This window comes from Streptomyces roseolus (genome assembly GCF_014649855.1).
Lineage (GTDB): Bacteria > Actinomycetota > Actinomycetes > Streptomycetales > Streptomycetaceae > Streptomyces > Streptomyces roseolus.
Genome location: NZ_BMTV01000008.1, coordinates 186,799 through 210,346 on the forward strand (window position 1 = coordinate 186,799; position 23,548 = coordinate 210,346).

Genomic DNA, 23,548 nt, shown 5'->3' on the forward strand with positions numbered 1-23,548 from the left:
GCTTGTCTCGCAGGGGCCGGACCTTCCTGACCTGCGGTTTCGGGTGGAGCGTTGACGTGGAGGCATGTCGATGATCCCACGGCGATCCCACGGCTCCTGTGTGTGACGCGCCGCACATCGTGTCGAATTCTGCGTGCTTGCTGTCACCCCACGGGTGGGCCTGTCGCCGTCTTCGGTGCCGGGCGTAGACCGTCTTCCGGTAGATCACTCAGCTCACGGATCACGCCTTGGGAGGCAAAGGCGGACCGGTCGGCCGCAGGGGGCATCAGGTCGGCAGGGGCGCCGGTGACCGTGTCCGCAATGTCCGCCGCCTGGTACCTGTGGCTGCGGAACCTGTATAACCGGCCGCCTTGATGCGCGGTGGTGCGTGCCGCGCTGTTCTGACGAACCGAGGAATCACTTCGTGCTGCGCTCTTCCTGTAGGTACGCGTCCGTTCTGGCCGTCATCGGGGCGATGACCCTCGTGTCGGCCTGCGGCGGCCAGAAGGAACCCGTCGGCTCCGCGGCCTCCGTCGCGCCTGGTGCCGACCTGGGCGACCACGAGGCCCAGAGCAGCTCCGCATCGGCGAGCCCGTCTGCCTCCGCCACGGCTTCCGCCTCCGTCCCTGCTTCCCCCTCCACCTCGCTTTCCGCGTCACCCTCGACGTCACCCTCCACCTCAGCCCCCGCGCCCAGGTCCCCGTCCGCCTCAGCCTCCGCCCCTGCCCCCGTGAAGCCGTCCGGAAGCGCGGCCCCGACGGCGAAGCCCACGAGCGCTACGGCCGGCGGGTCCGGACAGCAGACGTCCGAGCCCGCGGCGGCGCCGGCCTTCCCCGTGCCGGTGAACGTCGGCAATGCCACGCAGGTCATCACGGTCAAGGCCGGCGGCTCGTACGCCACCGTCACCGCGTGGCAGAAGGGATCGACCGGCTGGAAGGCGCAGTTCTCCACGAGCGCCGGACGCGTGGGCTCCAACGGCGTCGTGGACGGCGCGACCCGCCGGCAGAACACGTCCACCACGCCGTCGGGCACGTACACGATCACCGAGGGCTTCGGGGTCGAGTCCGGTGGAACCGCCATGCCGTACACGAAGGTCGACGACCGTCACTGGTGGGTGCAGGACCCGGAGTCGACGTTCTACAACCAGATGCACACCGCTGAGGGCGCGGACTTCCCGCTCGTCGAGTCCGGCGAGCGCGGCAGCGAGCATCTGATCAACTATCCGACGCAGTACGCCAAGGCACTGGTCATCGACTTCAACCGGTGGCCCGCCGTTCCCGGCCGCGGTGCCGGGATCTTCCTGCACGTCAACGGCAGCGGCGCGACGGCCGGCTGCGTGTCGGTGCCGCGGGCGACGATGGACCGGTTCATGGGTTGGGTCGAGCCGTCGGCGAACCCGCGGATAGCCATCGGCTGAGTCGTCGCGTGAGGGCAGGCGGCCGGGACCCTGTGCAGGGTCCCGGCCGCCGTGTGTTCGTGGTGGTCGTGCTCGTCAGTTTCCGGTGGCGTACGGCGAACCGCCCGCGGCCGTGCGGATTCCGGGGAGCGCGGAGTAGAGGGTGGCGCCGGGGCAGAGGGTGGCGTAGCCGTCGCGGTGTCCGGAGACGGTGTGCAGCGTGGCGGCCTGGCCCTTCGTCCACACGCCGGTGTCGGCGGCGGCGGTGAGGGTCACCTTGGCCTGCGGGTCGACGCCGTGCAGACCGAGCTTCCAGGCGGCGAGGTCGGCGATGGCCTGCTGGGCCGCGGCCGTCGGCGTGCCGCCGCTCTCGTAGTTGCCGAGCAGGGAGATGCCCGAGGAGTAGCTGTTGAAGCCATAGGTGTGCGCGCCGAGGACGGGCCGGTCCACGCCGCCCGCACGGCCCTCGAAGACCGTGCCGCACTTGTCGACGAAGAAGTTGTAACCGACGTCGTTCCAGCCGTTCGTCCGCACGTGGTAGGTGAGGATCGCGCGGATGATGGCCGGGGAGTCGGCGCAGGCGTAGTCGTTCGTCCCGGCGGTGTGGTGGACGAAGACGGCGTCCACCTTGTTCAGGTACGAAGGCGGGTTCTGGACGAGCGCCTCGTCCGCGCCCCAGCCGGCACGGCTGACGATGGTCGGAGTCGTCGGAGTGGTGGTGCTGGGTTCGGGGGTTTGGGTCGGCTCGGTGGTAGGGGCGGGCCCGGTGGGCTCCTGCGTGGGCACCGTGCTGGGGGACGGGTTCGCGGGGGCTTGGCTGGTGGGGGGTTCGGTCGAGGGCCCGTCGGTGGGGCCGCCGGCCGGAGTTCCGGTGGCCTCGTCCGTCGGTGCTGCCGTCGGGTCAGTGCCCGGTGTGGATTCGGTCGGGTTGGCGGACGGAGTCGGGTCCTCGGGCGTACCGGTCGAACCCGTCGGCTCCTCGCTCGGAGGCTGCGATGCCTCGCCGCCGCCGGAACCTCCGGACGTGTCGCCGGGAGCCGTGCTGGATGCGTCCGTCGTCGGCGCGGGTCCGGAGGTCTCCGGCGCGGCGCCGACCGGGGTGGTCTGCGTGGCGTCGGGGGAGACGGTGGGCTTGACGCCCCCCCTTCCGCCCCCCTTCATGCCGCCGTTGCCCCTGCCCTTGACGGTCTCGCCGGGGTCGATCATGTCGAGGCGGAGCGCCTCGGGTACCGCGGTCTCTTCGCCGTCCGCGACGACCCGTGCCTCGACCCCGTCCGACGGGCCGACCCACAGCGGCTCCGAGGCGCCCCGCACACTCGGCTCTTCGCCCTCGGCGGACTCCGGCGCCCGTACGTCGAAGTCGAGGTCGCGCCATTCGCTCCACTCGCCGGTGGCGGCCTCGCGGGTACGGATCTGAGCGGTGCCCTCGAAGGTGTCGCCGCTGTCCTCCCATGAGACGCCGACGAGCGAGAACGTCTGTGTTCCGGTACGCGGGAGCGCGCGCCTCTTCGGGTCCTTGCCGTCCAGCGCCAGCACATGGGCCTTCGCCCGGTGCGTCCCGTCACCGGGCCCGGCCTCCTCGCCACCTGCCGAGGCGGCGACGGCGGTCAGCGCCGTGCCTCCCAGGACGACGACTCCTGCCGCCAGCCACGTCACGTGCTTCTTGCCGTTCGCCCGCCTGGCGCGGGCTCCTCTCGGACTCATGTCCCATCCCTTTCAGGCATTTGATCGATCTTCGGCCGGCCGCCGTCAGTTGTTCATCTCATGGAACGGGAAACGAGGGGGCAGCACGGCTTCGGGAATTCTTGACTGCCAACCGAATCTCTAATTGTGGGAGCTCGAACCCTGTATTCCCACCGCACGGTTCAGCGGTTGTGCAAGACGCGCCTGGTCTGGTGCACCTGTGCGTGCGAACCGGACACCGGGTGTTCCGAAAAGTGACGTGTCACCCTTTCTCGTCGTCGGAGAGCAGGCCGCCGGAGCACGTGGCCCGCCCGAACTCTCCCATTGCGGTGGCGCGCTGGACATGCTTGCCGCGGATCGCCAGTGTGCAGGCCGCCTGTCCGCCCTTTCCGTCGAGGACGACGGCGACGGTCGGGGTCTTGCCCAGGGGTGCCCGGACGGACTTCTTCCAGGGGAGAGCGACGTCCTTCTCGACCGTTGCCGTGCCGTCCTCGCTGCGGGCGAGATAGGAGATCTCGGCGGTTCCCGTCCCCGTGACCTCATACGTCACCTCGGCCGTGGGCGCGGCTTGCGGCTTCGGGTGCTCATCGGTGTCGAGCGCGCCGTAACCGACGAGCCCGAGGCAGGCGAGCAGCACGACTCCGGCGACCAGCAGCCCTCGTCGGTCCGGCGAGCCCTCGGTGCTCTCGTGTTCGCTCTCCTGCTGTGCGGTGTTCGCCGCGATTTCGCTGGACGACATGAAAGAGCCCGGCTTTCGATGGACTGACGGATGAACCGGGCGTTTATACATCATGTCGACGTCCACGCGCGAGCGAGCGGAGAAAACGGGCGAACGGCACCTCTTCGGAGCGTGCGATTGTCCCTAATGTCACCAGGGTTGACTTGCTTTCACAAGGCTGGTTAGAAAGCCCCCGCAGCTCCGCGAGTTCGCGTTCTTCTGCTTCTTGTGGTCGGCTCGCACTGCTCCAAGCCGGGCGGAAAAATCCGCTCCGGCTCGTTCGGCATGCCCATTTCGCGTACAGCGATGCGGGTGCGTCGATACCGAAAGGTATTGTGGTGAAAGTTCCACACAGGAGATTCCTCTCCTGTCTGGTCGTATCGGCGGTGGCGGGCACGTTGTTGCCGCAGGCCGCCTATGCGGCTCAACCGTCGTCGTCCACGGACGACGGCCCCGGTGTCTTCGACACGATCGCCGGCTGGTTCTCGGAGGACGACGAGGAGACGACCGAGCCCCCGGTCGGCGGAGCGCTGGAGATACCCAGCCGGGAGAAGCTGCCGAAGGGTGAGAAGCTTCCGAAGGCGAAGCGGGTCAAGGAGCTGACGGCCAAGCGTACGTCGCAGGCGCGCTACTGGCAGCTCTCCGACGGCCGGATCGAGGCCGAGCTGACGGCGGTGCCGACGTCGTACAGGTCTGGGAAGTCCTGGAAGCCGGTCGAGACCACCGTGCGCGCCACCCAGGACAAGGGCTTCGACTTCGCCAACACCGCGAACACCGGCAAGAGCTGGTTCGGCTCCGACGCGGAGAAGTTCATGCGCTTCGAGGCGGAGAGCGGCGGGGCGGTCACGTTCGGCCTGTCCGGTGCCGGCGCGCTCAAGCCGGAGGCGAAGGGCGACCGGGTCCTCTACAAGGACGCCGTCGCCGGCGCGGACCTCTCGTACCGGGTCGGCAACGGCCAGGTGAAGGAGGACATCGTCCTCACCGAACGCCCGGCCGGTCCGGTGTCGTTCACCTTCACCCTGGACACCGAGGGCGGCCTGACACCGAAGACCCGCGAGGACGGCTCGGTCGCCTTCTTCGGAGAGGTCCCGGGTACTCCGGTGATGGTGATCCCGGCTCCGTACATGACGGACGCCAAGAAGGATCCGCAGTCGGTCACGGGTGGTACGTACAGCACCGCGGTCACCCAGAAGCTGAGCCGCGACACGGACGGCAAGGGCTGGAAGCTGACCCTCACGCCCGACGCAAAGTGGCTCGCGGCGAAGGAGCGCCAGTACCCGGTCGTGATCGACCCGACGATCACGATCACGCCGCTCGCCTCGGCCTCCGAGGACACGATGGTCCTGTCGGACCAGCCCGGGGTGAACTTCAACAACACCTGGAAGCTGTCGGTCGGCAAGACCGACACCGGCATCGCCCGCTCCCTGATCAAGTTCCCGCTGAACGAGATCCCGGCCGGGGTGAAGGTCGACGCGGCCCGGCTGAGTCTGTACTACGACCAGTCGCACACCACCAACGGCAACACGGTCGCCCTCGAAGCACACCGGGCCACCGGTTCATGGAGCGAAGCGGGCACGACGCCCGCGACCTGGTCCAACACCAGCGCGCTGGTGGGCGAGCTGTCCGGCACCACGGTGGCCCTGGACGACGGTGACGCCGGTACGGCGGCGGTCGGTGAGTGGCCGCGCGGCACCACGACCGGCGGTGCGGCGACCAACGACGACTACGCGTACAACAAGAACGCGCTCACGGGCGAGTCGTACACCTGGCAGCCCAGGGTCCCGGAGAGCGACACCTACCGGGTGGACGTGCACTACCCGGCGGCGGCGGACGCGGCCACGGCCGCCCCGTACACCGTCACCCACAACGGCGGCACCAAGAACTACACGGTCAACCAGACCGGTACGGGTGGCGTGTGGAAGACCCTGGACGCGGCGGAGCTGAGCTTCGCCAAGGGGACTGCCGGGAAGATCGTCCTGGGTGACACCGGCTCGGCCACGACCCGTACGCTGGCCGACTCGGTGCGCCTGGTGAACCCGGCCGAGATCACCAAGGCTGCCTGGGACTACAACAAGTGGCACGACTTCCCGGTCGCCGACACGGTCCAGAAGTGGGTCTCGGGCACGGCCGCCAACCACGGCTTCGTGCTCAAGGCCAAGGACGAGTCGGCCACCGCCCCGACCGGTGGCCCGCGCTACGAGGCGGCCGACGGCAACGCCTACGGCGGCGAGACGTCCACCTACCCGCGCCTCACGGTGACCTACGGGGCGGTCGGCACGTCGCTGAACTCGCCGACCGTGGTCCACTCGACCGGCCCGGAGCTCTCGTGGCCCGCGTACGCCAACGTCAGCGGTGACACCGGTCTGGACATCGTCGAATACCAGCTGCACCGCTCCACGCAGCAGGTCTTCACGCCGTCCGCCGCGACGCTGATCGCCCCGATCCCGACGGGCACCACCGCGTACACGGACACCACGGCGGTGCCGACCCCGGACTCCTCCTCCAGCGAGATCGGGAAGTCGTACTACTACCAGCTCGCGGTCAAGACGAAGAACGGGCAGCTGCTCGGCTCGCCGACCCGCATCGTGGGAATCCCCAAGGCCGGCCGGACCATGCGGATCATCCAGGCCGGCCAGGTCGACACCACGCTCTCCTCGCAGCAGCCGACCGTCAACCACGACGGTCTGGTCTCCGGCAAGGCGCAGACCTGGCTGAGCGTCGGCAACAACTCCGGCACGTACGGCAAGACCCGCGCCGTCCTGAAGTTCCCCACCACCGCCATCCCCACCACCGCCACGGTGCTGGAGAACAAGATGTACATGTGGGGCGCCGAGACCACCAGCACCACCAACGGCGCGATCTACGAACTCCACTCCCTGACCCGGGACTTCACCGAGACCCAGGCCACGTGGAACAACGCCAACTCCACCACCCCGTGGACCACGGCAGGCGGTGACTTCTCCGCCACTGTCTCCGACACCGTCCCGCAGATCACCGACGAGGTAGGCCGCCACTGGTGGGACGCCACCGGACTGATGCAGTCCTGGGTCAAGACCCCCACCAACAACAAGGGCGTCCTGGTCAAGCTGAAGGACGAGACCACCGCCGGCCCGCAGGAGCGCACCCTGTTCCTGTCCGCCGAGGCCTCCGACCCCCAGCTGCGCCCGTACATGCAGGTCATCTACGTCGACTCGACCACCGAGGACACGTACTACGCGCCGACCACCCCGGCCCGGATGACGCCGAACACCACGTACACGGTGGAGTTCACGGTCACCAACACCACGCCCGCGGCGTGGGCGGCCGGTGAGCGGGAGCTGTCCTACACCTGGAAGCTCCCCGACGGCACGGACGTGACGACCGGCGGCAACCAGCTCAAGACGGCGATTCCGGCCCTGCTGCCGGGCAAGTCCGCCACGATCCAGGCGAAGGTCGCCACCCCGATCAACTCCGACTCGGGAAACAAGCGCAACGAGTACGTGCTCGGCTGGGACGTCCGCAAGATCTCCGACGGCAGCTGGCTGTCCGCAGGCACCGGCGGCATCCCGTCGCTGAAGCAGAACGTGGCGGTCGAGGACCCCACCTCCAACAGCCTCGGCATGGAGAAGTTCTACAGCTACACCGGCAAGAACACCGGCGCCGGGTCGACGGTCATGAACAACCTGGCCTCCGGCAACAGCGTCTGGCAGTACAACGCCTTCACCAACCCGGGCCGCGGACTGAGCACCTTCGCCCGGTTCGCCTACAACTCGCAGGACACCTCCGACACGGTCGCCGGTCACGGCTGGTCGATGCAGGCCGCGGGCCCGATCCGGCTCGGCGCGCCGCTGGACTTCCACCCCAACCCGAACCCGACGGAGATCCGGCTCCCGGACGGTGACGGCACCACGCACGTCTTCCGCAAGCAGGCGGACAGCACGTGGAAGGCCCCGGCGGGCGTCCACTACAAGGTCACCATGAAGGCGGGCCTGGACTGCAAGCCCACCAAGGACCCGGTCCCCGACGCCTGGACGTTCACGCGCCCGGACGGCACCCGGTTCCTGTTCGGCTGCGACGGTTACATGACCTCGACGGTGGACAAGAACGGCAACACGCAGACGTTCACCTACGAGGAGCGCAAGTCCAACAACAAGCCGACCAAGTTCCTGACCTACATCACGGACCCGGCCGGCCGACAGACGCTCACCGTCGATTACTACAAGAAGGGTGACGCGTCCTACGAGTACATCAACGACCTGGGCGCGAAGGTCACGGGCTCGAATCTGACCAACACCAAGATCTACGACCACGTGAAGTCCATGACGGACATCTCCGGCCGCAAGATCTCCTTCTACTACACCGACAAGGGCCTGCTCGGCCAGATCACCGACGGCATCGGCTCCAGCCAGCCGAAGGACTTCAGGTTCACCTACGACGCCACGCAGGGCAACAAGAACGTCAAGCTGGTCAAGGCGACCGATCCGCGCGGCAACGCCACCCAGCTTGCGTACTACGCGCCGCAGGTGGGCGACGACCCGAGGTACCACTGGTGGACCAAGACGATCACCGACCGTCTCCAGGGCGCCACGAGCTTCACCTACGCGGCGAACGCCACGAACACCAAGTTCACCGACACCAAGGTCACCGACGCCGAGGCGCACACCACTGACTACGTGAGCGACGACTTCGGCCGTCCGGTTCAGACGACCAACGCGAAGTCGCAGACCACGAAGATGTCGTGGGACGCCGACAACAACGTCACGTACCTGGAGGAGGCCAACGGGGCCAAGACCGCGTATTGCTATGACCAGAAGACCGGCTACCCGCTCTGGTCACGCGACGCCGAGAACAACAAGGCCGGCGTGCCCGCGCCCGCCGAATGCGCACCCGGCACCTATCCGGCGAGCTCGCAGCGGTACAGCTACCAGACCCGTCTGGACGGCTACTCCGCTGATCTGTCCACCAAGACCTCGCCCGAGGGCCGTCAGTGGCAGTTCTCCTACGACGCCTACGGCAACCTCAAGACGGTCACCGACCCCAAGGGCGTCGCCACCACATCCGTGGCCGGTGACTACACGACCACGTACGAGTACGACGCGTACGGGCAGCAGACGAAGGCCACGGACGCCAACGGCAACCCGACGACGTTCGGCGGCTTCGGCCCGACCGGATACCCGGCGACGATCACGGACGCCCTGAACAAGTCCACGTCGTTCGTCTACGACGCCCGTGGCCAGGTATCCGAGGTCACCGACGCGCTGGGGAAGAGGACCACGCAGACGTACGACACGTTCGGTCGTCCGCTGGTCCGGTCCGTGCCGAAGGATCAGAGCGCGGGTGTTCTGATCACGACGCCGGCGCCAGCGTATGACGCCAACGACAACGTCGTCACCTCCACCGCGCCCAACGGCGCTGTGTCCACGGCTGTCTACGACGCTGCGGACCAGGTCAAGGAAGCCACCGCGCCCAAGGACTCGGCGACGTCGGAGGAACGGAGGACCGGCTTCGCTTATGACAAGGTCGGCAATCTCGTCGCTTCGACTGAGGCGAAGGGTTCGCTGACCACGGCCGACCCGAACGATTACCGGACCACGAGCTTCTACGACGAGATCTACCAGCTCACGTCGGTGGTCAACTCCGCTGGCGACAGAATCTCCTATCAGTACGACAACGTCGGCAACGTCACCACGGTCGTCGACCCCAAGAAGAACGAGACTTCAGACACCACCGACTACACCTCGAAGACCGCCTACGACCTGAACCACCGGGTCACCACTGTCACCGACGCGGCAGGCAAGACGACCGGCCGGTCCTACGACAAGGACTCGCTGGTCGTCTCCACCACAGACGCTGAGAACAACACCACGGAGGTCACCTACGACGAGCGCGGCAACAAGACGCAGATCAAGGTCCCGTATACGGGCAGCAGCCCCAGCATCACGTACCGGACGACGAAGTACGAGTACGACCAGGTCGGCAACCCCACTAAGGTGATCACCCCGCGTGGTGTGGACACTGTGGCCGCGGACGACTTCACCGCCCGTACCGAATACGACGCACTGAACCGCCCGGTCAAGCAGTTCCAGCCGTTCGACCCGGCGGACACCCGCTACAACAAGGCGGATGTGTACACGGAGACTGCCTACGATGCTGTGGGCCGAGTGGCGAAGACCTCGCTGCCGCCGTCGGAAGGCGAGACGGTCCGCAACGACACGACCTACAGTTACTTCGACAACGGCTGGCCCCGGTCGTCCACGGATCCGTGGGACATCACCACGACCTACGAGTACAACGAACTCGGCAAGCAGACCGTCCGGACACTGACCTCGGCCGGCGGTTCGTCGAACCGGACCATGAGCTGGTCCTACTTCCCCGACGGCAAGCTGAGGTCCAAGTCGGACGACGGCGTGCCTGTGGGCAGCGCGGTCGTGCTGGTCGACAACTCGGACACCCAGAACACTTCCGCTACTGGGACGTGGACCAGTGCCGACCTGACTGGGCAACAGGGCTATGACCACAAGGTTCACGCTGCCGGCACCGGTACGGACACCTTCGACTGGACGCTCAACATCCCTAAGGAAGGCTCTTACACCGCCTATGTCAAGTACCCCAGGGTCGCTGGGGCGACGACGACGGCGAAATACAAGGTGACGCACTCCGGCGGCACCACTGAAAAGACCGTCGACCAAGCCGTCGGCTCCGGTACTTGGGTGAGCCTCGGTTCGTACACCTTCGCTCAGGGCAACAGCGCCCGACTCCGGCTGTCCGAGAACAGTGCGGGGGCGGTCGTCGCCGATGGTGTCAAGCTCGTTCGCGATGTCACAGGAGAGGCTGACAACGAGAAGAAGACCTTCACCTACGCCTACGACGCCAACAGCAACCTGACCTCGATCGACGACACCTCGTCCGGTGCCAAGATTGATGCGTACACCATCAGTTACACCGGACTGAACCAGGTTCAGCGGGTGACTGAGGCACTCGCCGGCCAGGAGAAGAAGTCCACCTCTTACAGCTACGACGCCAACGGTCAGGTGGAGACGGTCACGCATCCTGATCAGTTCTCCGAGTACACCTACGATCTGCGGGAGCTGGTCAAGTCGGTTTCCGTCGGCAAGTCGTCGACCGACGCCAACCCGAAGGTCACCGGATACACCTACACCGATCGCGGTCAGAAGCTGCGGGAGACAAAGGCTAACGGCAACACGGTCGACTACACCTACTACCTCAGCGCGGCCCTCAGGACCCAGACCGAGAAGAAGGCCAACGGCACCCTGGTCTCCACACACACCTACGCCTACGACGCCAACGGCAACAAGACGCAGGACGTGGCGAAGAAGATGAACGCCGACAACCACGCGGCGTACCTCGACTCCACCACCGACTACACCTACGACCCCGCCAACCGCCTCGCCAAGTCGGTCAAGACGGGCAACGGCGCGGGCACGGAGGTCTACATCCACGACGACAATGCCAACGTCATCAGCCAGACGGTCAAGGGGACGTCCACGACGTTCGCCTACGATCGGAACCGGCTGCTGAGCGCGACCACGTCGGGCGTGTCCGCGAGCTACACCTACGATCCGTTCGGCCGCCTGGAGTCCGTAGCCAGCGGTGGGCAGGTCATCGAGCGGACCGTGTACGACGGCTTCGACCATGTCGTCGAGAGCGGCAGGTTCGACGGCAGCTCCATGAAGACCACGAAGTACGCCTTCGACCCGCTCGACCGCACCGTCTCAAAGACGGCCGACGGCAAGACCACCGACTTCACCTACCTCGGTCTGTCCAACGAGGTACTCAACGAAGAGGTTGCCGGCGTCCTGACCAAGTCGTACCAGTACAGCCCGTGGGGTGAGCGGCTTTCCCAGGTCAAGCACAACTCGGACGGCACCACCGAGGACGGCTACTACGGGTACAACAGCCACACCGATGTGGAGACCCTGACCACGAAGGACGGCGACACCAAGGCGACGTACGGCTACACCGCTTACGGCAGCGATGACACGCCTGAGTTCACTGGAATCGACACTCCAGTAGCCGCCGATCCCACCAAGGAGGTCTATAACCCCTATCGCTTCAACTCCAAGCGGTGGGACGCTCAGTCGGGCACCTACGACATGGGTTTCCGCGACTACTCCCCGGGGCTCAATCGCTTCACCACCCGAGACATGTACAACGGGGCTCTGGCCGACATGGACCTCGGTGCGGACCCGTACACCGGTAATCGATACGCTTTCACAGGTGGAAACCCCATCAGTGGCGTAGAGATCGATGGTCACGTCGCCTGTGAAACGGGCATCGGCCCGGGTTGCATGGACCAGACGAGCGACCGGATACGCACGGGTTCGACCGGAGGGGGCCTCGGCTTCGCGTTCCTCCTAGGCAAGGTGCTCGACCTGCTCACCGTGTGGTCCAGCAGCCCTTCGGGGGGTGGCGGAGGCGGTACTACGACGTCGCAGAACGCTTCTTGTCACCAGCAGAACGGTGGAAGGGCAGAGGACTACGGTCAGCTGGATTCGCTGGGCCGCCCTTCTGGAATCAGCATGTGCGTCGACAAGGCATTTCTGGCTTCGCATGTCGGGTCCAAGGCGAACGTGAAGAAGACGAAGGGGTACTTCTGGGCCAAGGGGTTCGCCGATCACTGGGGGTACGATTCCAGCAAGAAGATCAACGCCTGTCACCTGTTTGCCGACATCCTGGGTGGTGATGGAGAGCGGCCGGAGAATCTGTCCGCTTGCTCCAGGTCTGCGAACACCTACACGCGAGGCCGGGACCGTCAGGTGCCCAACATGCGCTACTTCGAACGACAGGTGAAGCAGTACGCCAGTGATGGGTACACGGTTCTCTACAAGGTGACCCCTATGTACAGCGGCACTCGCACTGTCCCGTTCCGGTACGACTTGAGCGCGGAATTGTGGAACCAGGACGGGAAGCCCGCTGGCACTCTCTTCAATGATCTGGTCATGAATGACCTGGACATTTCTGCGGGAGGGGGATTCAATCTGGGGACCCAGTGGGACTTCGGCACCCAGATGCCAGTCCCGACAGGGAGCATGCCATGATGATCGGCGACAAGGAAGGGAGCCCCTCGATGGATGCGCTCAGGCGGCTGATGCCGCCTCATGAAGGCGCGGGTGAAGTGGTTGACTGGCCGCGCGTAGAGCGGGCGTGGGGTCTACGGTTCCCCACGGACTTCAAGGAGTTTGCCGCGGTTTACGGGGCAGGCTCGATGGATAGTCACCTCAGCCTGATGGTGCCGGAAATCTCCGCCGAGGGTCGCCCGTACGGGGAGATGGAAGAGGAAACCCTGCTCGCCCAGGACGAGTGGGACGACGACGCCGTGGCGAAGCCCGAGGGAGTGACAGCAGGCGCGGAATCTCTCCTTACTTGGGGAGTGAGTGCAGGCGCGGATCTGCTGTGCTGGCTTGCCCAGGACGAAAATCCGGATCTGTGGCCGGTGGTGGTACGTATCCACTCAAAGGACGAGTGGGTTCTCTACCCCTGCGGAATGGCCGAATTCCTGCGCAGGCTCATCGTGGATGACTTCGACGACTATCCACTCTCCCTGGAGCTTAATTCCGGCCATGCCTCTCCCAGGTTCCTGACGCATGCGGAACAGCGACGAATCAGGGAGTCCGGCAGGAATCCATGGGAAGGGATTATCGATTAGAAGCCTGCTGAATCGAGCCGCAGGAATTTCTCTCGTATCCTTCATCGGCGACTTCACTGAATTCGGAGTCGCCGACCCTGGACCCTGATCCCATTAACCGGGTGACTGATTGTCAACACAGTGGCGCCCTTCTGACTGACCTCGGTGACCATGCGGTGAGGGACTGGATCCGAAGCGGGCCCGGGTAGGCGAAGACGCTTACCCGGGCCCGTGCTCCGTCAGGAGTCCGTCACCGGCGGTGGCCAGGTCGTCGAACGCTCGGTCTACGACGGCTTCGACCATGTCGTCGAGTCCCAGAAGAGGGACGACGCGGGCTCGCTGAAGTCCACCACGTACACCTTCGACCCGCTCGACCGCACGGCGTCCAAGACGGCCGACGGCAAGACCACCGACTTCACCTACCTCGGCCTGTCGTCCGAGGTGCTCAACGAAGAAGTCGTCGGCGAGCTGACGAAGTCGTACCAGTACAGCCCGTGGGGCGAGCGTCTCTCCCAGGTCAAGCACAACACCGACGGCACCAGCGAGGACGGCTACTACGGCTACAACTCGCACACCGACGTCGAGACGCTGACCGACAAGGACGGCAACTCCAAGGCCACCTACGGCTACACCGCCTACGGGTCCGACGACGCGTCCGAGTTCACCGGTATCGACAAGCCCGACGCCGGCGACCCGGCCAAGGAGGCCTACAACCCCTACCGCTACAACTCGAAGCGGTGGGACTCCCATGCCGGTACCTACGACATGGGCTTCCGGGACTACAACCCCGGTCTCAACCGGTTCACCAGCCGGGACATGTACAACGGTGCCCTCGCGGACATGGAGCTCGGTTCCGATCCGTACACCGGAAACCGTTACGCCTTCACCGGCGGAAACCCCACGAGTTTCGTCGAGCTGGACGGTCACATATTCGGCTGCGACTGGTGCGGTGACGTCCTCGACACGATCGGAGATGTCGCCACCGGCACCGTGAAGAAGGCGGGGGGCGGCTGGAAGACCGTCGCCGACACCTTCCTCACGGGAATCGGCTGGTACAACGAGACGGCCCCCAACGGGTACGAGTCCGAGTACACGGGCAACCCCGGCAAGGGACGGCTCGTCGAGCCCGACGGGCAGTGGGACTGGGTTGGGGGAACCACGCTTTTCCCGTTCCAGCAGGAATACTGCGAAGACGACGAAAGCGTGGTCTTCTATCAGGCTCTCGACAAGTACGACCGGGCACAGGGGGCGCGGGCCTGCCTCAACTCCGGCGACTTCAGCTGGGAGAGTGGAGAGAACAAGGTCGTCAAGGGAAATCCCGACTCCATGATCAAGGGAACTCAGGTCCCGCGGCCCATGCGGAACTTCCCCGAGACCGTGACCCCTGGTTTCAAGTCCGGTCAGGACATGAACCGCGGTCACCTTTTGGGAAACCAGCTGGGTGGTAGCGGTACCGAGATGCGGAACCTCGTCAGCTTGTACGCCACGCCCAATCAGAGGGTGATGGCGCCGTACGAGAACCAGGTTGCCGACATGGTGGCCAAGGGGCAGACGGTCTACTACGAGGTGACCGCCAACTATACGGGGATGAACGCCGTCCCCGACAGCCTGACCATCAGGTGGTTGAACCTGGACACGGGAGAAATGCCGCACGATCCCATCACGATCTGGAACACACCGACGGGGCTCAAGCCGTAGGTCGGTAAGCTGGATCATCGGAGGTGCAGGCGGACATCGATCCTGATGTCCGTCTGCACCCTCCCTCCCGTGAAAGGTCTTTACATGTGGGTGCAGCGTATATTCGAATTCACCGACTGGGAGCCATCGGCGCACTCCGTCGACTGGATGGCGGTCGAAGAGGAGCTTCGTGTTCCTCTGCCGGCAGACTTCAAGCAGCTGTGTGAAGGTTTCGGCGGAGGGACCTTCTGTGACTCCGTAGCTTTTTACGGCAATATGGAAGGGCCTCATTTCGATTTCCTCCTGCCATGGCGAGTGCCCTTTCCCCTTCCTGTGGGAAGCGGTCGGTATCAGGAGTACACGCCGGGCGGAAAGGGGTACATCAAATGGGCCTCGACGGAATGGGGGGCTGAATATTGCTGGCTTGTCGACGCGCAGCAGCCCGGTATCTCTCCCGTCCTTGCGCGGGGCGAAGCCGGCGAGTGGTGCGAGTACGACATGTCGACGTCGGAATTTCTCTACAGGGTCCTGGCAGACAAGGACTTCCAACCGTTCGGAATCGCCCGGTACGGCCTCGACCCGACGTTCCAGCCGGGCCCCGGGGCTCACGGCGGCTGACGGGGGCAAGGAAGGTGTCGGCGCAGCAGCAAAGCACGGGCCGCGGACTGAGAATCGTCGCATGGGTGCTGGTTCCTCTGGGGCTGGTCCTGGTGCTGGGCGCCGTGGGAGGGATCGTGCGCGGCGGTGGCCTGGAAGGCGAGCGGATCACTGTCGGGGGCGACGCGATGCGACCCACGTACAGTCCTGGCGAGCGGCTGACCGTCATGCGGGTCGGTGAAGGGGAGATACGCCGGGGCGACGTCGTCCTCGTCAGCGTGCCCGGTAGGTACGGGAACGCGCCGGCCCTGCAGCGGGTGATCGGCCTGGGCGGGGACCACGTGGAGTCCCGTGACGGTGTGCGGGTCGCGGTGAACGGCAAACGGATCGACGAGCCGTACGTGATGCGCGACCCGCTCGGTTCGACAGGCTCACCGTATGACGTGACCGTGCCGGAGGGGCGCTTGTTCCTGCTGGGCGACAACCGGCCCGTCGCGAACGACTCGCGCTACTTCCTCGACGAGCAGTCGGGCAGCGTCGCGGCCTCCGACGTGCGCGGCCGTATCCGAGCCGAAGGGGCCGTGCCGCTGGCGCTGTGGGCAACAGTGGCCTTCGGAGCCCTGCTCGCACTGGTCGGGATCGGATCGGGAGTCCGGGGGTACGTGACCAGGCAGCGCCCCTGACGCGGCGTGACGACATGGTCCGTGGCTTGCTCCGGATCTTGCGGGAGGGTCCGCCGACGGAGTCGGCGGACTCTTTCGGCTTTCGGGGCAGGCAGTGGGCCGGACGCAAGGATCCTGCGACAGCGTTGTGCGGTCTTCCAGCGTCCTCGGCGGTCTCGCCGTGGAGATCATCGGGCGGGTGAGCGGTGGTGAGCCCCCCGGCGCCGGCCTCCGATCACCGGGGGACCCTGATCCCCAGCCGTTGATGCGCGTTCCGCTGTCGCCCGCCGACTGCGTTCGGTACCGCCTGTGGGCCTGTGTCCCGGTGCTGCACGGCAGGCCTGATCCATGTGGATGTGGCGGTGATCACAGTGCGAAGCCGTGATGATCCCTGTGCCCGTTCCGCTGGATTCCGCGAGGACCACGGAGGACCGGTGACCGTGCCGGTTCGCGTACGAGGGGTGGGGAAACGATGGACCGCGTCAGTCGGACGCTGCGAGCTTCCGAGATGAGTGGGTACGCCGCCGAGTTCGTCTCCCGCGCGACGGCGAGGACGCGCTTGCCGCTGGACTACTCGGTGGCCAGCCTGCGCATCGTGGACCGGGTGGTGGACGGGCTGCGACGGACGACCGACGACCCTTCCGTCGTCTGGCAGTCACTGCAGGGTCTTGGCGCGTACGCCGGTGAGGTGTTCGTTCGCGGATTCGGGGCGCGCTGGGTCGACTTCGACGAGGAGACCTACCGGCTCTTCCAGCAGCCGGTCGGCGTGCGCGGCACGGACGGGCGGGCGTGGAACCCGTTGGGCAAGGTCGTGAACCGCTTCGAGCTGGGCGCCGCGGAGTCCGTGCACGAACTCTCCTTCCTCTTCCCGAGGCGAGTCCGGACCTCCCCGCTCATGGGGTGTGCCGGCGGACGCGTAAGGTAGCGGGCCGGGAAGGGGCCGACGGCGCCATCAGTTGCCGCGTTCCCGGACGACATCACTCAGGAAGACCGACTGGCACCGATGAAGGCTCACGACGTTGCGCTGGGGCGTGCTGTCGAGCGAGCCCAAGCCGGCGAAGAGGCGGCCTTCGCGGAGGCTTATCGGATCGTGCATCCCGGGCTGCTGGGATACTTGCGGGGGATGGTCGGCCAGGACGCCGAGGACGTCGCCTCCGACGCCTGGCTCGAAATAGCAAGGGACCTCGGGCGGTTCCGTGGCGACGGCGCGGGCTTTCGCGGCTGGACCGCGACCATCGCCCGTCACCGGGCGCTCGACCATCTCCGGCGCGTGCGTTCCCGTCCGCGCCACGACCTGTTCGACCAGGACGTGCTGGAACTGCCCGCGCAGCGGGACACGGCGGGCGAGGCCATGGAGACACTCTCCACCGGACGGGTCTTAGGGCTGGTTGCCGGCCTCCCCCGGGAGCAGGCGGAGGCCGTGCTGCTGCGGGTGGTGGTCGGACTGGACGGGCCGACCGCGGCACGGGTACTGGGCAAGCGGCCCGGTGCGGTACGGTCCGCTGCGCATCGCGGACTGAAGCGACTTGCGAACCAGCTACGGGGAGGTGACAGATGAGGCGGGGCCGTGCACGGGACGACGACCACGAAAGCGATGCTGCGGCGGAGGCGTTGCGAGCAGCCCTGCGTCCGAACCAGTCCGTGAGCGAGAACGAGGCTCAACATGCGGTCGCCGCGTTCCGCGCCGCTCGCGACGCGGGCCTGCACGCGGGGTCGGGCGCGCCGCGGACACGTCGCCGTGACGACTGGCGGCCGGCCACCGGCCGACGTATCGGCCTTTGGCCGAAGGCGGCGCTGATCGCGCTGGTCTCCGGCATGACACTGGGCAGCGTGGCGATCGCCACGGGCAAACTGCCGAATCCCCTCCCTGATCTGCCCGAACGCCGTCCCGAGCCGGGTGTCAGCACGCCCGTGTCGACGTCGCCCGAGGACGTTACTGCGTTCCCGTCCTCCGAGGAGGACAACGCGTCTGCGTCGCCCTCGCAGTCGGCTCCGTCCACGGCACCCGTACGGGAGACCTCTGTGCCGGGTCCGACGGAATCGGAGCAGGTGCCTCCCGGGGCCGCGAAGAGTCACGAGGCGTTGTGCCGCGCGTACGAGCAGAGGACTGGGCACGCGGGCGGGGCCTCGGATGCGACCGCTCTGCGACGCCTGGTCGAGGCGGCAGGCGGGAAAGAGGCCGTGCCGGGTTACTGCGAGAAGCTCACAGGCGGGTCCAAGGCTCCCGACAAGACTGTCCCTGAAGCGAGAGCCGGCGGACAGGACCACCGCCGGAACCCTTCCGAGGGCAAGGAAGCCCCCGCCGACCGTCGCTAGGCGTGGGTCTCAGGGACGAGCCCGTGCACGGTTGCCTTGTGAGGTGGGGAGTGCGTCTGGCCGAGGGTAGGTGTGACGTTCGGCGCCCTCATCCTCGTAGACCCGGTCGAGCCGGTACAGACCGCCGATACGCAGCATCCTGGGTGGCCGTCGACCCGTTCGACCGGCAGGAGGTCCTCGGCTCCGGCGCATTCGACGTCATCGAGGGCCCCCTCCCACGCTGGGGTGCGCGGCTCCGCACAGCCTGTCTGCGTCGAGGACCCGGACGGCACCGTCGATCTCCGCTGGTACCCGCAGGGCGCCTGGACTCCTCGCTGACGCGCGTGGCGACCGTATTCTGGGAGGCGACGGGAAGGAGCCGCTGATGAGCGTCGAGGCGATCATGCACACCGAGTTCCCCGAGGGATACACGGTCTTCTTCGGTGCCGACGGGAAGGTGATCATGACCCCGCAGAGCCTGGAGCACTCCAGCACGATCCGCTCCCTGCAGATCGACACGCTCGCTCTGGGACGTCACGCGAAGGTGATCTCCGACGTATACATCGACTTCCCGGCCGACGAGAACTCCGCCCCCGATCTCGCGATCCTGCGCGAGGACGCGGAGAAGCAGGGCAAGCGCTACAGCTTCGAGGACGTCCTGCTGATCGCGGAGGTGGTGTCCGTCTCCTCGGCCCGCAAGGACTACGACGACTGCACCGCCAAGTACGGCCGCTACGGCATCCCCGTCTACCTGGTGGTGGACCCGTACGCGGCGGAGGTCGTCGTCCACACCCAGCCCACCGGAACGGGCTACACCGCGGCGCACACGTACAAGTACGGCACCGGCAAACTCCCCATCGAGCTGGCCGACGGGCGCACCTTCACCCTCGACCTGGACGAGCTGCCCCGGCCCGAACCGGAGAACGGCGCGCGCTGACTACACCTGCGGGTGCACGGACGGCGAGTCGGATTTCTCCACCCTCGCCGACATCCTCGGCCAGGTGGTCGAACGCTTGTCGGTGAGAGCTCCGGGGCTCGCGTTTCCCCTCTCCACCCGTCGAAGCCTTCACCGGCCACGGCGTCCTCTGCTGTCCGGACACCCAGTCTGCTGAATGAACTCACTCCTTGGAGCAAGTCCCAGCATCCGGACCACGCGGGAGTGGGGGTGGGCCGCCGAGCTGCGGGCTCGGGCCGAGGGGCTTGCGAGCGGCACACGCGCCGTCGAGAGCGGATGGCTCGTCGTTCGGAAGGCGGGCGCCGTTCCGGACATGCCAGGGCAGCCGACCGCCCCGGCCCTCGGCCACCGCACCGCCGGACCCGCTGTTGTGGTCGTCGTCACGAGCACGTCGGCAAGGCCGTGGGCGTCTCGCTCATCACGGCCGAACTGTCCACCGGACGCCGCCGCGCGACTCATCGCCCGTGCCCCGAAGGCGGCGGCACAGACACCGAGGCCGGCGGGTGGTGGCCGGCCGCCTGAGCCGCACCTTCGCACCGGGACCGGTGGGCCGGGAGACGGGCAGGAGGTGCGGAGGCACAGTCGGCGCCGGGCCGGTCAGTACGCCGTCAGGTAGACCCGGACACGGTCCCCCGGGACCTCGCCGACGTGGATCTCGATGCCCTGGACGTGGCGCCGCCTGGAGTCGCCCGTACAGGGCGGACACGCACTCGTCGTCCGTACGCTCTTGAGCTCCTGCGGCGGTGTGAGGCCCAGGTGTCTGTACCCGTCCCCGCTCAGCGACGAGGAGGACGGCCCCTCCACGGCCAGGGGGTGGTCGGGGTGCAGGTCCTCGGTGATCGTCTTCGCGGTCCGCTCGCTTGTGACGAAGGACAGCAGGTAGACCTTCTCCTGCGGCTGGACCCGTACGGCTCCCTCCACCTCTGTCGCCCCCTCGGGGATCCGGACTTTCATGAACGCCGCCGCTTCGGGGGCGCCGGCGCCCTTCTCCCAGCTGGAGGAGGGCGTCGTGCGCGGGGTGCGTTCCGAGGGCGCGGACGTGCAGCCGCCGAGTGCCAGCGCTACGGCGAGAGCGGCGGCCGGGACCAGAGGGAGGGCTCGCGCGGTGAGGCGGAGCTTCATCGGTTCTTTTCCTCTCCTCGGGACACGTCGCCCCGGGTGCCTTCGCGTCCCTGGTCCTCCGGGGTGGTGGTCGGGGGGATGGGGCTGCCGAGATCGTGCCGGTGGGTGGAACTGCTGCCCTTCATGTCGAATTCCTGGGCGAACCCCACCTTGTGCAGCCGGCCCATGTCGTCGTCCGAGATGCTGATGAGGCCGTCGGCGAAGGGGGTGGACTTGCCGGGGTCCCAGTTGTAGCGGTCCCAGACGTTGACCTGGTAGTCGAGCGAGACCTGGGGAGCGCCGCCGTGGGCGTCCGGCGTGACGGTGACGAATCCGGAGACGTTCTGCGCGTGGGCCCCCACCGCGCGGAACCACTCGTCGCTCTCCAGGTTCGTGTGCCTCGTCCTGCTCTCGACCGGGACGACCACGGTCCTGTCGCCTCCGGCCTCGTGGAATTCGGCCAGAGCCTGCCGCCGCCAGGCGTCCTGGTTCACGGCGACGTGATTGTTGTCGATCTTCGACCGGAAGTCGGAGTCGTCGGCCAGCATCCGGTCCACGTCGAGGTCGAGGGTGTCGCCTGTACCCCGCAGGTAATGCAGCATGTTGCGGGAGGCTCCGGTCTGGCCGATGACGTCGCCGGTCGTCGCGATGCCCAGGGCTTGGGCGTGGAGCCACAGATCCCGCGGTGTGGGGTCCTCCACGTCGAAGGGGCCCGAGCCGGAGTCCGGAGACTTCCATCGGTACAGCGGGTCCAGGATGCCGGCCGCGCGGAGTTCGTCACCGCGCTCACGGAGCAGGACGCCGCGGGTGACGGGATCCAGGTCACGCCACCACTGAGCGACGGCGCCGCGGTCCTCGGGCATGTTGGCGGCCTTGCCGGCCTCTTCCAGCGACGGGTAGGGGTTTTCCCGGGGATTCCGGTTGAAGCCGTTGAAAGTGCCGTCCGTGGGATCGGAGTCGAGGACGGCGGCATCGAGGGCGAGGCGGGTGCCGTGGTCGGCGTCGGTGAGCGCCTTGAGCGCCTGGACGAGCTTGTCGGCCCACTCGTTCGCCCGGGTGCGCGCGGTTTGCTGGAAGTCGGGGTCGTGGACGTAGGCCGTGCGTTCGTCCTGAGTGAGCCGTCCGGTGTCGAAGGCGACCGCGCCCCGGTCGGAGACGCGCATGCCCGCCTTGACGGCGTCGTCACGGATCGCCTCGAGCCGGTTGCGCAGGTCGATGAGCTGTGCGTGCGCGTCGCGCAGGACGCGTGCGACCGCCTTCGCCTCCTTCTGCGCCCCCCGGAGCTCCTTGAGCGTGACGGTGAACCTGGCGTGGGCGGCGTTCGCGCTCAGGCCGATCCAGGACTCGCCGAGCGAGATGCCGTGGACGCCCTTCTCGTACCGTTCCTCGAGTGTGTTGAACCTGGCCGCCATCTCCTCCCACTTGCCTGCGGCGGCGGTGAGCGTGGACAGGTCGGTGCTCATGGCTTCGTGATAGGTCGGCATGATTCCCTCTGAGACCTGGCCGTCGGCCGGTCAGATGCCGTGGATCCGCGACTGGCGGGCAAGCCGGGTGGCGATGTCGAGATCGTTGTTCCGCAGACCGATGCCGGTCTCGCCGAGGGCCTGCTTCTCCGAGGACAGGCGTCCGAGCAGCATCTTGACCTGCTTCTCCCACGTTTCGTGGGCCCTCTTCAACGCGTCGGCGGTGTCCCAGCCGTAGCCGTCCTTCGCGCCGAACGCCCTGACGGCGGCCTTCGTGGTCTCGGCCGCGTGCTTGCCGTCCCTCGCGACACCCGGCTCCAGGTCGTCTTCGATCGCCTTCGCCGCCGCTTTCTTGGCCGCCGGGCTGGAAGCCATGTCCGGCCTGCCGCCCCCGCCGGGGCGACCTGGTTCAGCCGTGGCGACGTGGACTGCCGGGCTGCCGCGTCCGCCTTGCTCTGTTCCCACTCTTCCCAGGCCATGCATCTCCCCCACTGGTAGTCCCTCAAGTAACTAACGGAACGGGGCCGCGCACATAAAGTCAGATCTGGTCAGTGAACGAGAGAGTGGCTGGATCGTGCCCCGACGGGCGGCGTTCCCTACGGCTTGCGGGCGACGCCCGCGTACATCGCGACGGGCGGGGCCGGGGTCTCCGGGCGCCAGGCGGAGCAGGACACCACGCCGGGGTCGAGCAGGTCCAGGCCGTCGAAGTAGCGGGCGACGGCGGCGGGGGTGCGCTGGGTGAGCTTCGGGGTGCCGTGCTCGTTCCAGAAGGCCACCGCCGCGTCGACGTCCGGCATGTCGGGGTGCGTGACCGTGTGGGACAGGACGAGGTGGCTGCCGGGCGCGAGCGCGTCCATGAGCCGGCGGACGACCGCGTACGACTCCTCGTCGTCCTCGACGAAGATGACCACCCCGAGCAGCATCAGCGCGACCGGCTCCGACAGGTCGAGGGTCTTCGCCGCGGCGGCCAGGATCGCGTCGACGTCCCGCAGATCGGCGTCCAGGTAGTCGGTGCGGCCCTCGGGCGTCCCGACCAGCAGGGCGCGGGCGTGCGCGAGCACGAGCGGGTCGTTGTCCACGTACACGACCCGCGCGTCGGGGGCGACGCGCTGGGCGACCTCGTGCGTGTTGTCGGCGCTCGGCAGCCCCGTTCCGATGTCGAGGAACTGCCGGATGCCCTCCCGTTCGGCCAGGTGCCGCACCGCCCGGCCCAGGAACAGCCGGTCCGCCTTCGCGTAGTCGCCGATCCCGGGGTGCAGCTCCCGGATCCGGTCGCCGGCCTCCCGGTCGACGGGGTAGTTGTCCTTCCCGCCGGTCCAGTAGTTCCAGATCCGGGCGGTGTGCGGGCGGGAGGTGTCGATGCGCGATTCGATGTCGGTCACACCGCCAACGTAGCG

The 23,548-nt window shown here is 67.2% G+C and carries 17 protein-coding genes; 10 read left to right on the plus strand and 7 right to left on the minus strand.

Translation table 11 applies throughout. The features are described 5' to 3' along the window. Positions 1-396: 396 nt before the first annotated feature. Complete coding sequence (locus IE245_RS36865; RefSeq protein ID WP_229851230.1) at positions 397-840, minus strand: hypothetical protein; 444 nt, start codon at positions 838-840, stop codon at positions 397-399. On the opposite strand from IE245_RS36865, the gene IE245_RS36870 reads away from it, so the two are divergent. Next, entirely contained in the window at positions 821-1,396 is a 576-nt protein-coding gene (locus IE245_RS36870; RefSeq protein ID WP_229851231.1) for a L,D-transpeptidase family protein, read from the plus strand. The two genes, IE245_RS36865 and IE245_RS36870, sit on opposite strands and share 20 nt — an antisense overlap. Positions 1,397-1,471: 75 nt before the next feature. Here the strand turns inward: IE245_RS36870 and IE245_RS37685 are convergent, their stop codons facing one another. Together IE245_RS37685 and IE245_RS12175 are read right to left on the minus strand one after the other, a co-directional pair. Beyond that, entirely contained in the window at positions 1,472-3,079 is a 1,608-nt protein-coding gene (locus tag IE245_RS37685; protein ID WP_189946821.1) for a peptidoglycan recognition protein family protein, read from the minus strand. Positions 3,080-3,320: 241 nt separating this feature from the next. Further along, a complete protein-coding gene (locus IE245_RS12175) occupies positions 3,321-3,863 on the minus strand; it encodes a hypothetical protein (RefSeq protein ID WP_229851232.1) in 543 nt (180 codons plus the stop codon). Between the two features lie 1,250 nt (positions 3,864-5,113). On the opposite strand from IE245_RS12175, the gene IE245_RS12180 reads away from it, so the two are divergent. From IE245_RS12180 to IE245_RS12220, 9 genes are all read left to right on the plus strand, one after another. Continuing rightward, positions 5,114-12,814 carry a golvesin C-terminal-like domain-containing protein gene (locus IE245_RS12180; RefSeq protein WP_229851245.1) on the plus strand — a complete coding sequence of 2,567 codons (7,701 nt, stop codon included), beginning with the start codon at positions 5,114-5,116 and terminating at the stop codon, positions 12,812-12,814. Beyond that, on the plus strand, positions 12,811-13,422 hold the full coding sequence (locus tag IE245_RS12185; protein WP_189946823.1) for an SMI1/KNR4 family protein: 612 nt from the start codon (positions 12,811-12,813) through the stop codon (positions 13,420-13,422). Before IE245_RS12180 ends, IE245_RS12185 begins: the two co-directional genes overlap by 4 nt. 210 nt (positions 13,423-13,632) lie before the next feature. Then, entirely contained in the window at positions 13,633-15,099 is a 1,467-nt protein-coding gene (locus IE245_RS12190) for a DNA/RNA non-specific endonuclease (protein WP_189946824.1), read from the plus strand. Positions 15,100-15,168: 69 nt separating this feature from the next. Next, complete coding sequence (locus tag IE245_RS12195; protein WP_189946907.1) at positions 15,169-15,696, plus strand: SMI1/KNR4 family protein; 528 nt, start codon at positions 15,169-15,171, stop codon at positions 15,694-15,696. A 14-nt stretch (positions 15,697-15,710) separates the two neighbouring features. Next, positions 15,711-16,358, plus strand: a complete 648-nt coding sequence (lepB, locus tag IE245_RS12200; RefSeq protein WP_229851233.1) for a signal peptidase I — start codon at positions 15,711-15,713, stop codon at positions 16,356-16,358. A 487-nt stretch (positions 16,359-16,845) separates the two neighbouring features. Next, a complete protein-coding gene (locus IE245_RS12205; protein WP_189946825.1) occupies positions 16,846-17,262 on the plus strand; it encodes a hypothetical protein in 417 nt (138 codons plus the stop codon). 78 nt (positions 17,263-17,340) lie between these two features. Further along, on the plus strand, positions 17,341-17,895 hold the full coding sequence (locus IE245_RS12210) for an RNA polymerase sigma factor (protein ID WP_189946826.1): 555 nt from the start codon (positions 17,341-17,343) through the stop codon (positions 17,893-17,895). An 83-nt stretch (positions 17,896-17,978) separates the two neighbouring features. After that, a complete protein-coding gene (locus tag IE245_RS12215; RefSeq protein ID WP_189946827.1) occupies positions 17,979-18,653 on the plus strand; it encodes a hypothetical protein in 675 nt (224 codons plus the stop codon). Positions 18,654-19,017: 364 nt separating this feature from the next. Next, positions 19,018-19,569, plus strand: a complete 552-nt coding sequence (locus IE245_RS12220) for a Uma2 family endonuclease (RefSeq protein WP_189946828.1) — start codon at positions 19,018-19,020, stop codon at positions 19,567-19,569. Positions 19,570-20,184: 615 nt separating this feature from the next. On the opposite strand, the gene IE245_RS12225 is transcribed toward IE245_RS12220, so the two are convergent. The 4 genes from IE245_RS12225 to IE245_RS12240 form a co-directional block, all read right to left on the minus strand. Then, positions 20,185-20,709 carry a hypothetical protein gene (locus tag IE245_RS12225; protein WP_189946829.1) on the minus strand — a complete coding sequence of 175 codons (525 nt, stop codon included), beginning with the start codon at positions 20,707-20,709 and terminating at the stop codon, positions 20,185-20,187. Beyond that, positions 20,706-22,151, minus strand: a complete 1,446-nt coding sequence (locus IE245_RS12230; protein ID WP_229851234.1) for a hypothetical protein — start codon at positions 22,149-22,151, stop codon at positions 20,706-20,708. The genes IE245_RS12225 and IE245_RS12230 overlap by 4 nt, the downstream gene beginning before the upstream one ends. A 51-nt stretch (positions 22,152-22,202) precedes the next feature. Beyond that, positions 22,203-22,526 carry a hypothetical protein gene (locus IE245_RS12235; RefSeq protein WP_308436605.1) on the minus strand — a complete coding sequence of 108 codons (324 nt, stop codon included), beginning with the start codon at positions 22,524-22,526 and terminating at the stop codon, positions 22,203-22,205. A 221-nt stretch (positions 22,527-22,747) separates the two neighbouring features. Then, positions 22,748-23,533, minus strand: coding sequence for an SAM-dependent methyltransferase (locus IE245_RS12240; RefSeq protein ID WP_189946831.1), 786 nt, complete (start codon positions 23,531-23,533; stop codon positions 22,748-22,750). Between the last annotated feature and the right edge of the window lie 15 nt (positions 23,534-23,548).

What these genes read in the sequence shown, in the direction of transcription:
- IE245_RS37685 (WP_189946821.1), bottom strand. Translation starts at nt 3,079, where the DNA reads ATGAGTCCGAGAGGAGCCCGCGCCAGGCGGGCGAACGGCAAGAAGCAC.
- IE245_RS12180 (WP_229851245.1), top strand. Translation starts at nt 5,114, where the DNA reads ATGGTCCTGTCGGACCAGCCCGGGGTGAACTTCAACAACACCTGGAAG.
- IE245_RS12185 (WP_189946823.1), top strand. Translation starts at nt 12,811, where the DNA reads ATGATGATCGGCGACAAGGAAGGGAGCCCCTCGATGGATGCGCTCAGG.
- IE245_RS12205 (WP_189946825.1), top strand. Translation starts at nt 16,846, where the DNA reads ATGAGTGGGTACGCCGCCGAGTTCGTCTCCCGCGCGACGGCGAGGACG.
- IE245_RS12210 (WP_189946826.1), top strand. Translation starts at nt 17,341, where the DNA reads ATGAAGGCTCACGACGTTGCGCTGGGGCGTGCTGTCGAGCGAGCCCAA.
- IE245_RS12220 (WP_189946828.1), top strand. Translation starts at nt 19,018, where the DNA reads ATGAGCGTCGAGGCGATCATGCACACCGAGTTCCCCGAGGGATACACG.
- IE245_RS12225 (WP_189946829.1), bottom strand. Translation starts at nt 20,709, where the DNA reads ATGAAGCTCCGCCTCACCGCGCGAGCCCTCCCTCTGGTCCCGGCCGCC.
- IE245_RS12230 (WP_229851234.1), bottom strand. Translation starts at nt 22,151, where the DNA reads ATGAGCACCGACCTGTCCACGCTCACCGCCGCCGCAGGCAAGTGGGAG.
- IE245_RS12235 (WP_308436605.1), bottom strand. Translation starts at nt 22,526, where the DNA reads ATGGCTTCCAGCCCGGCGGCCAAGAAAGCGGCGGCGAAGGCGATCGAA.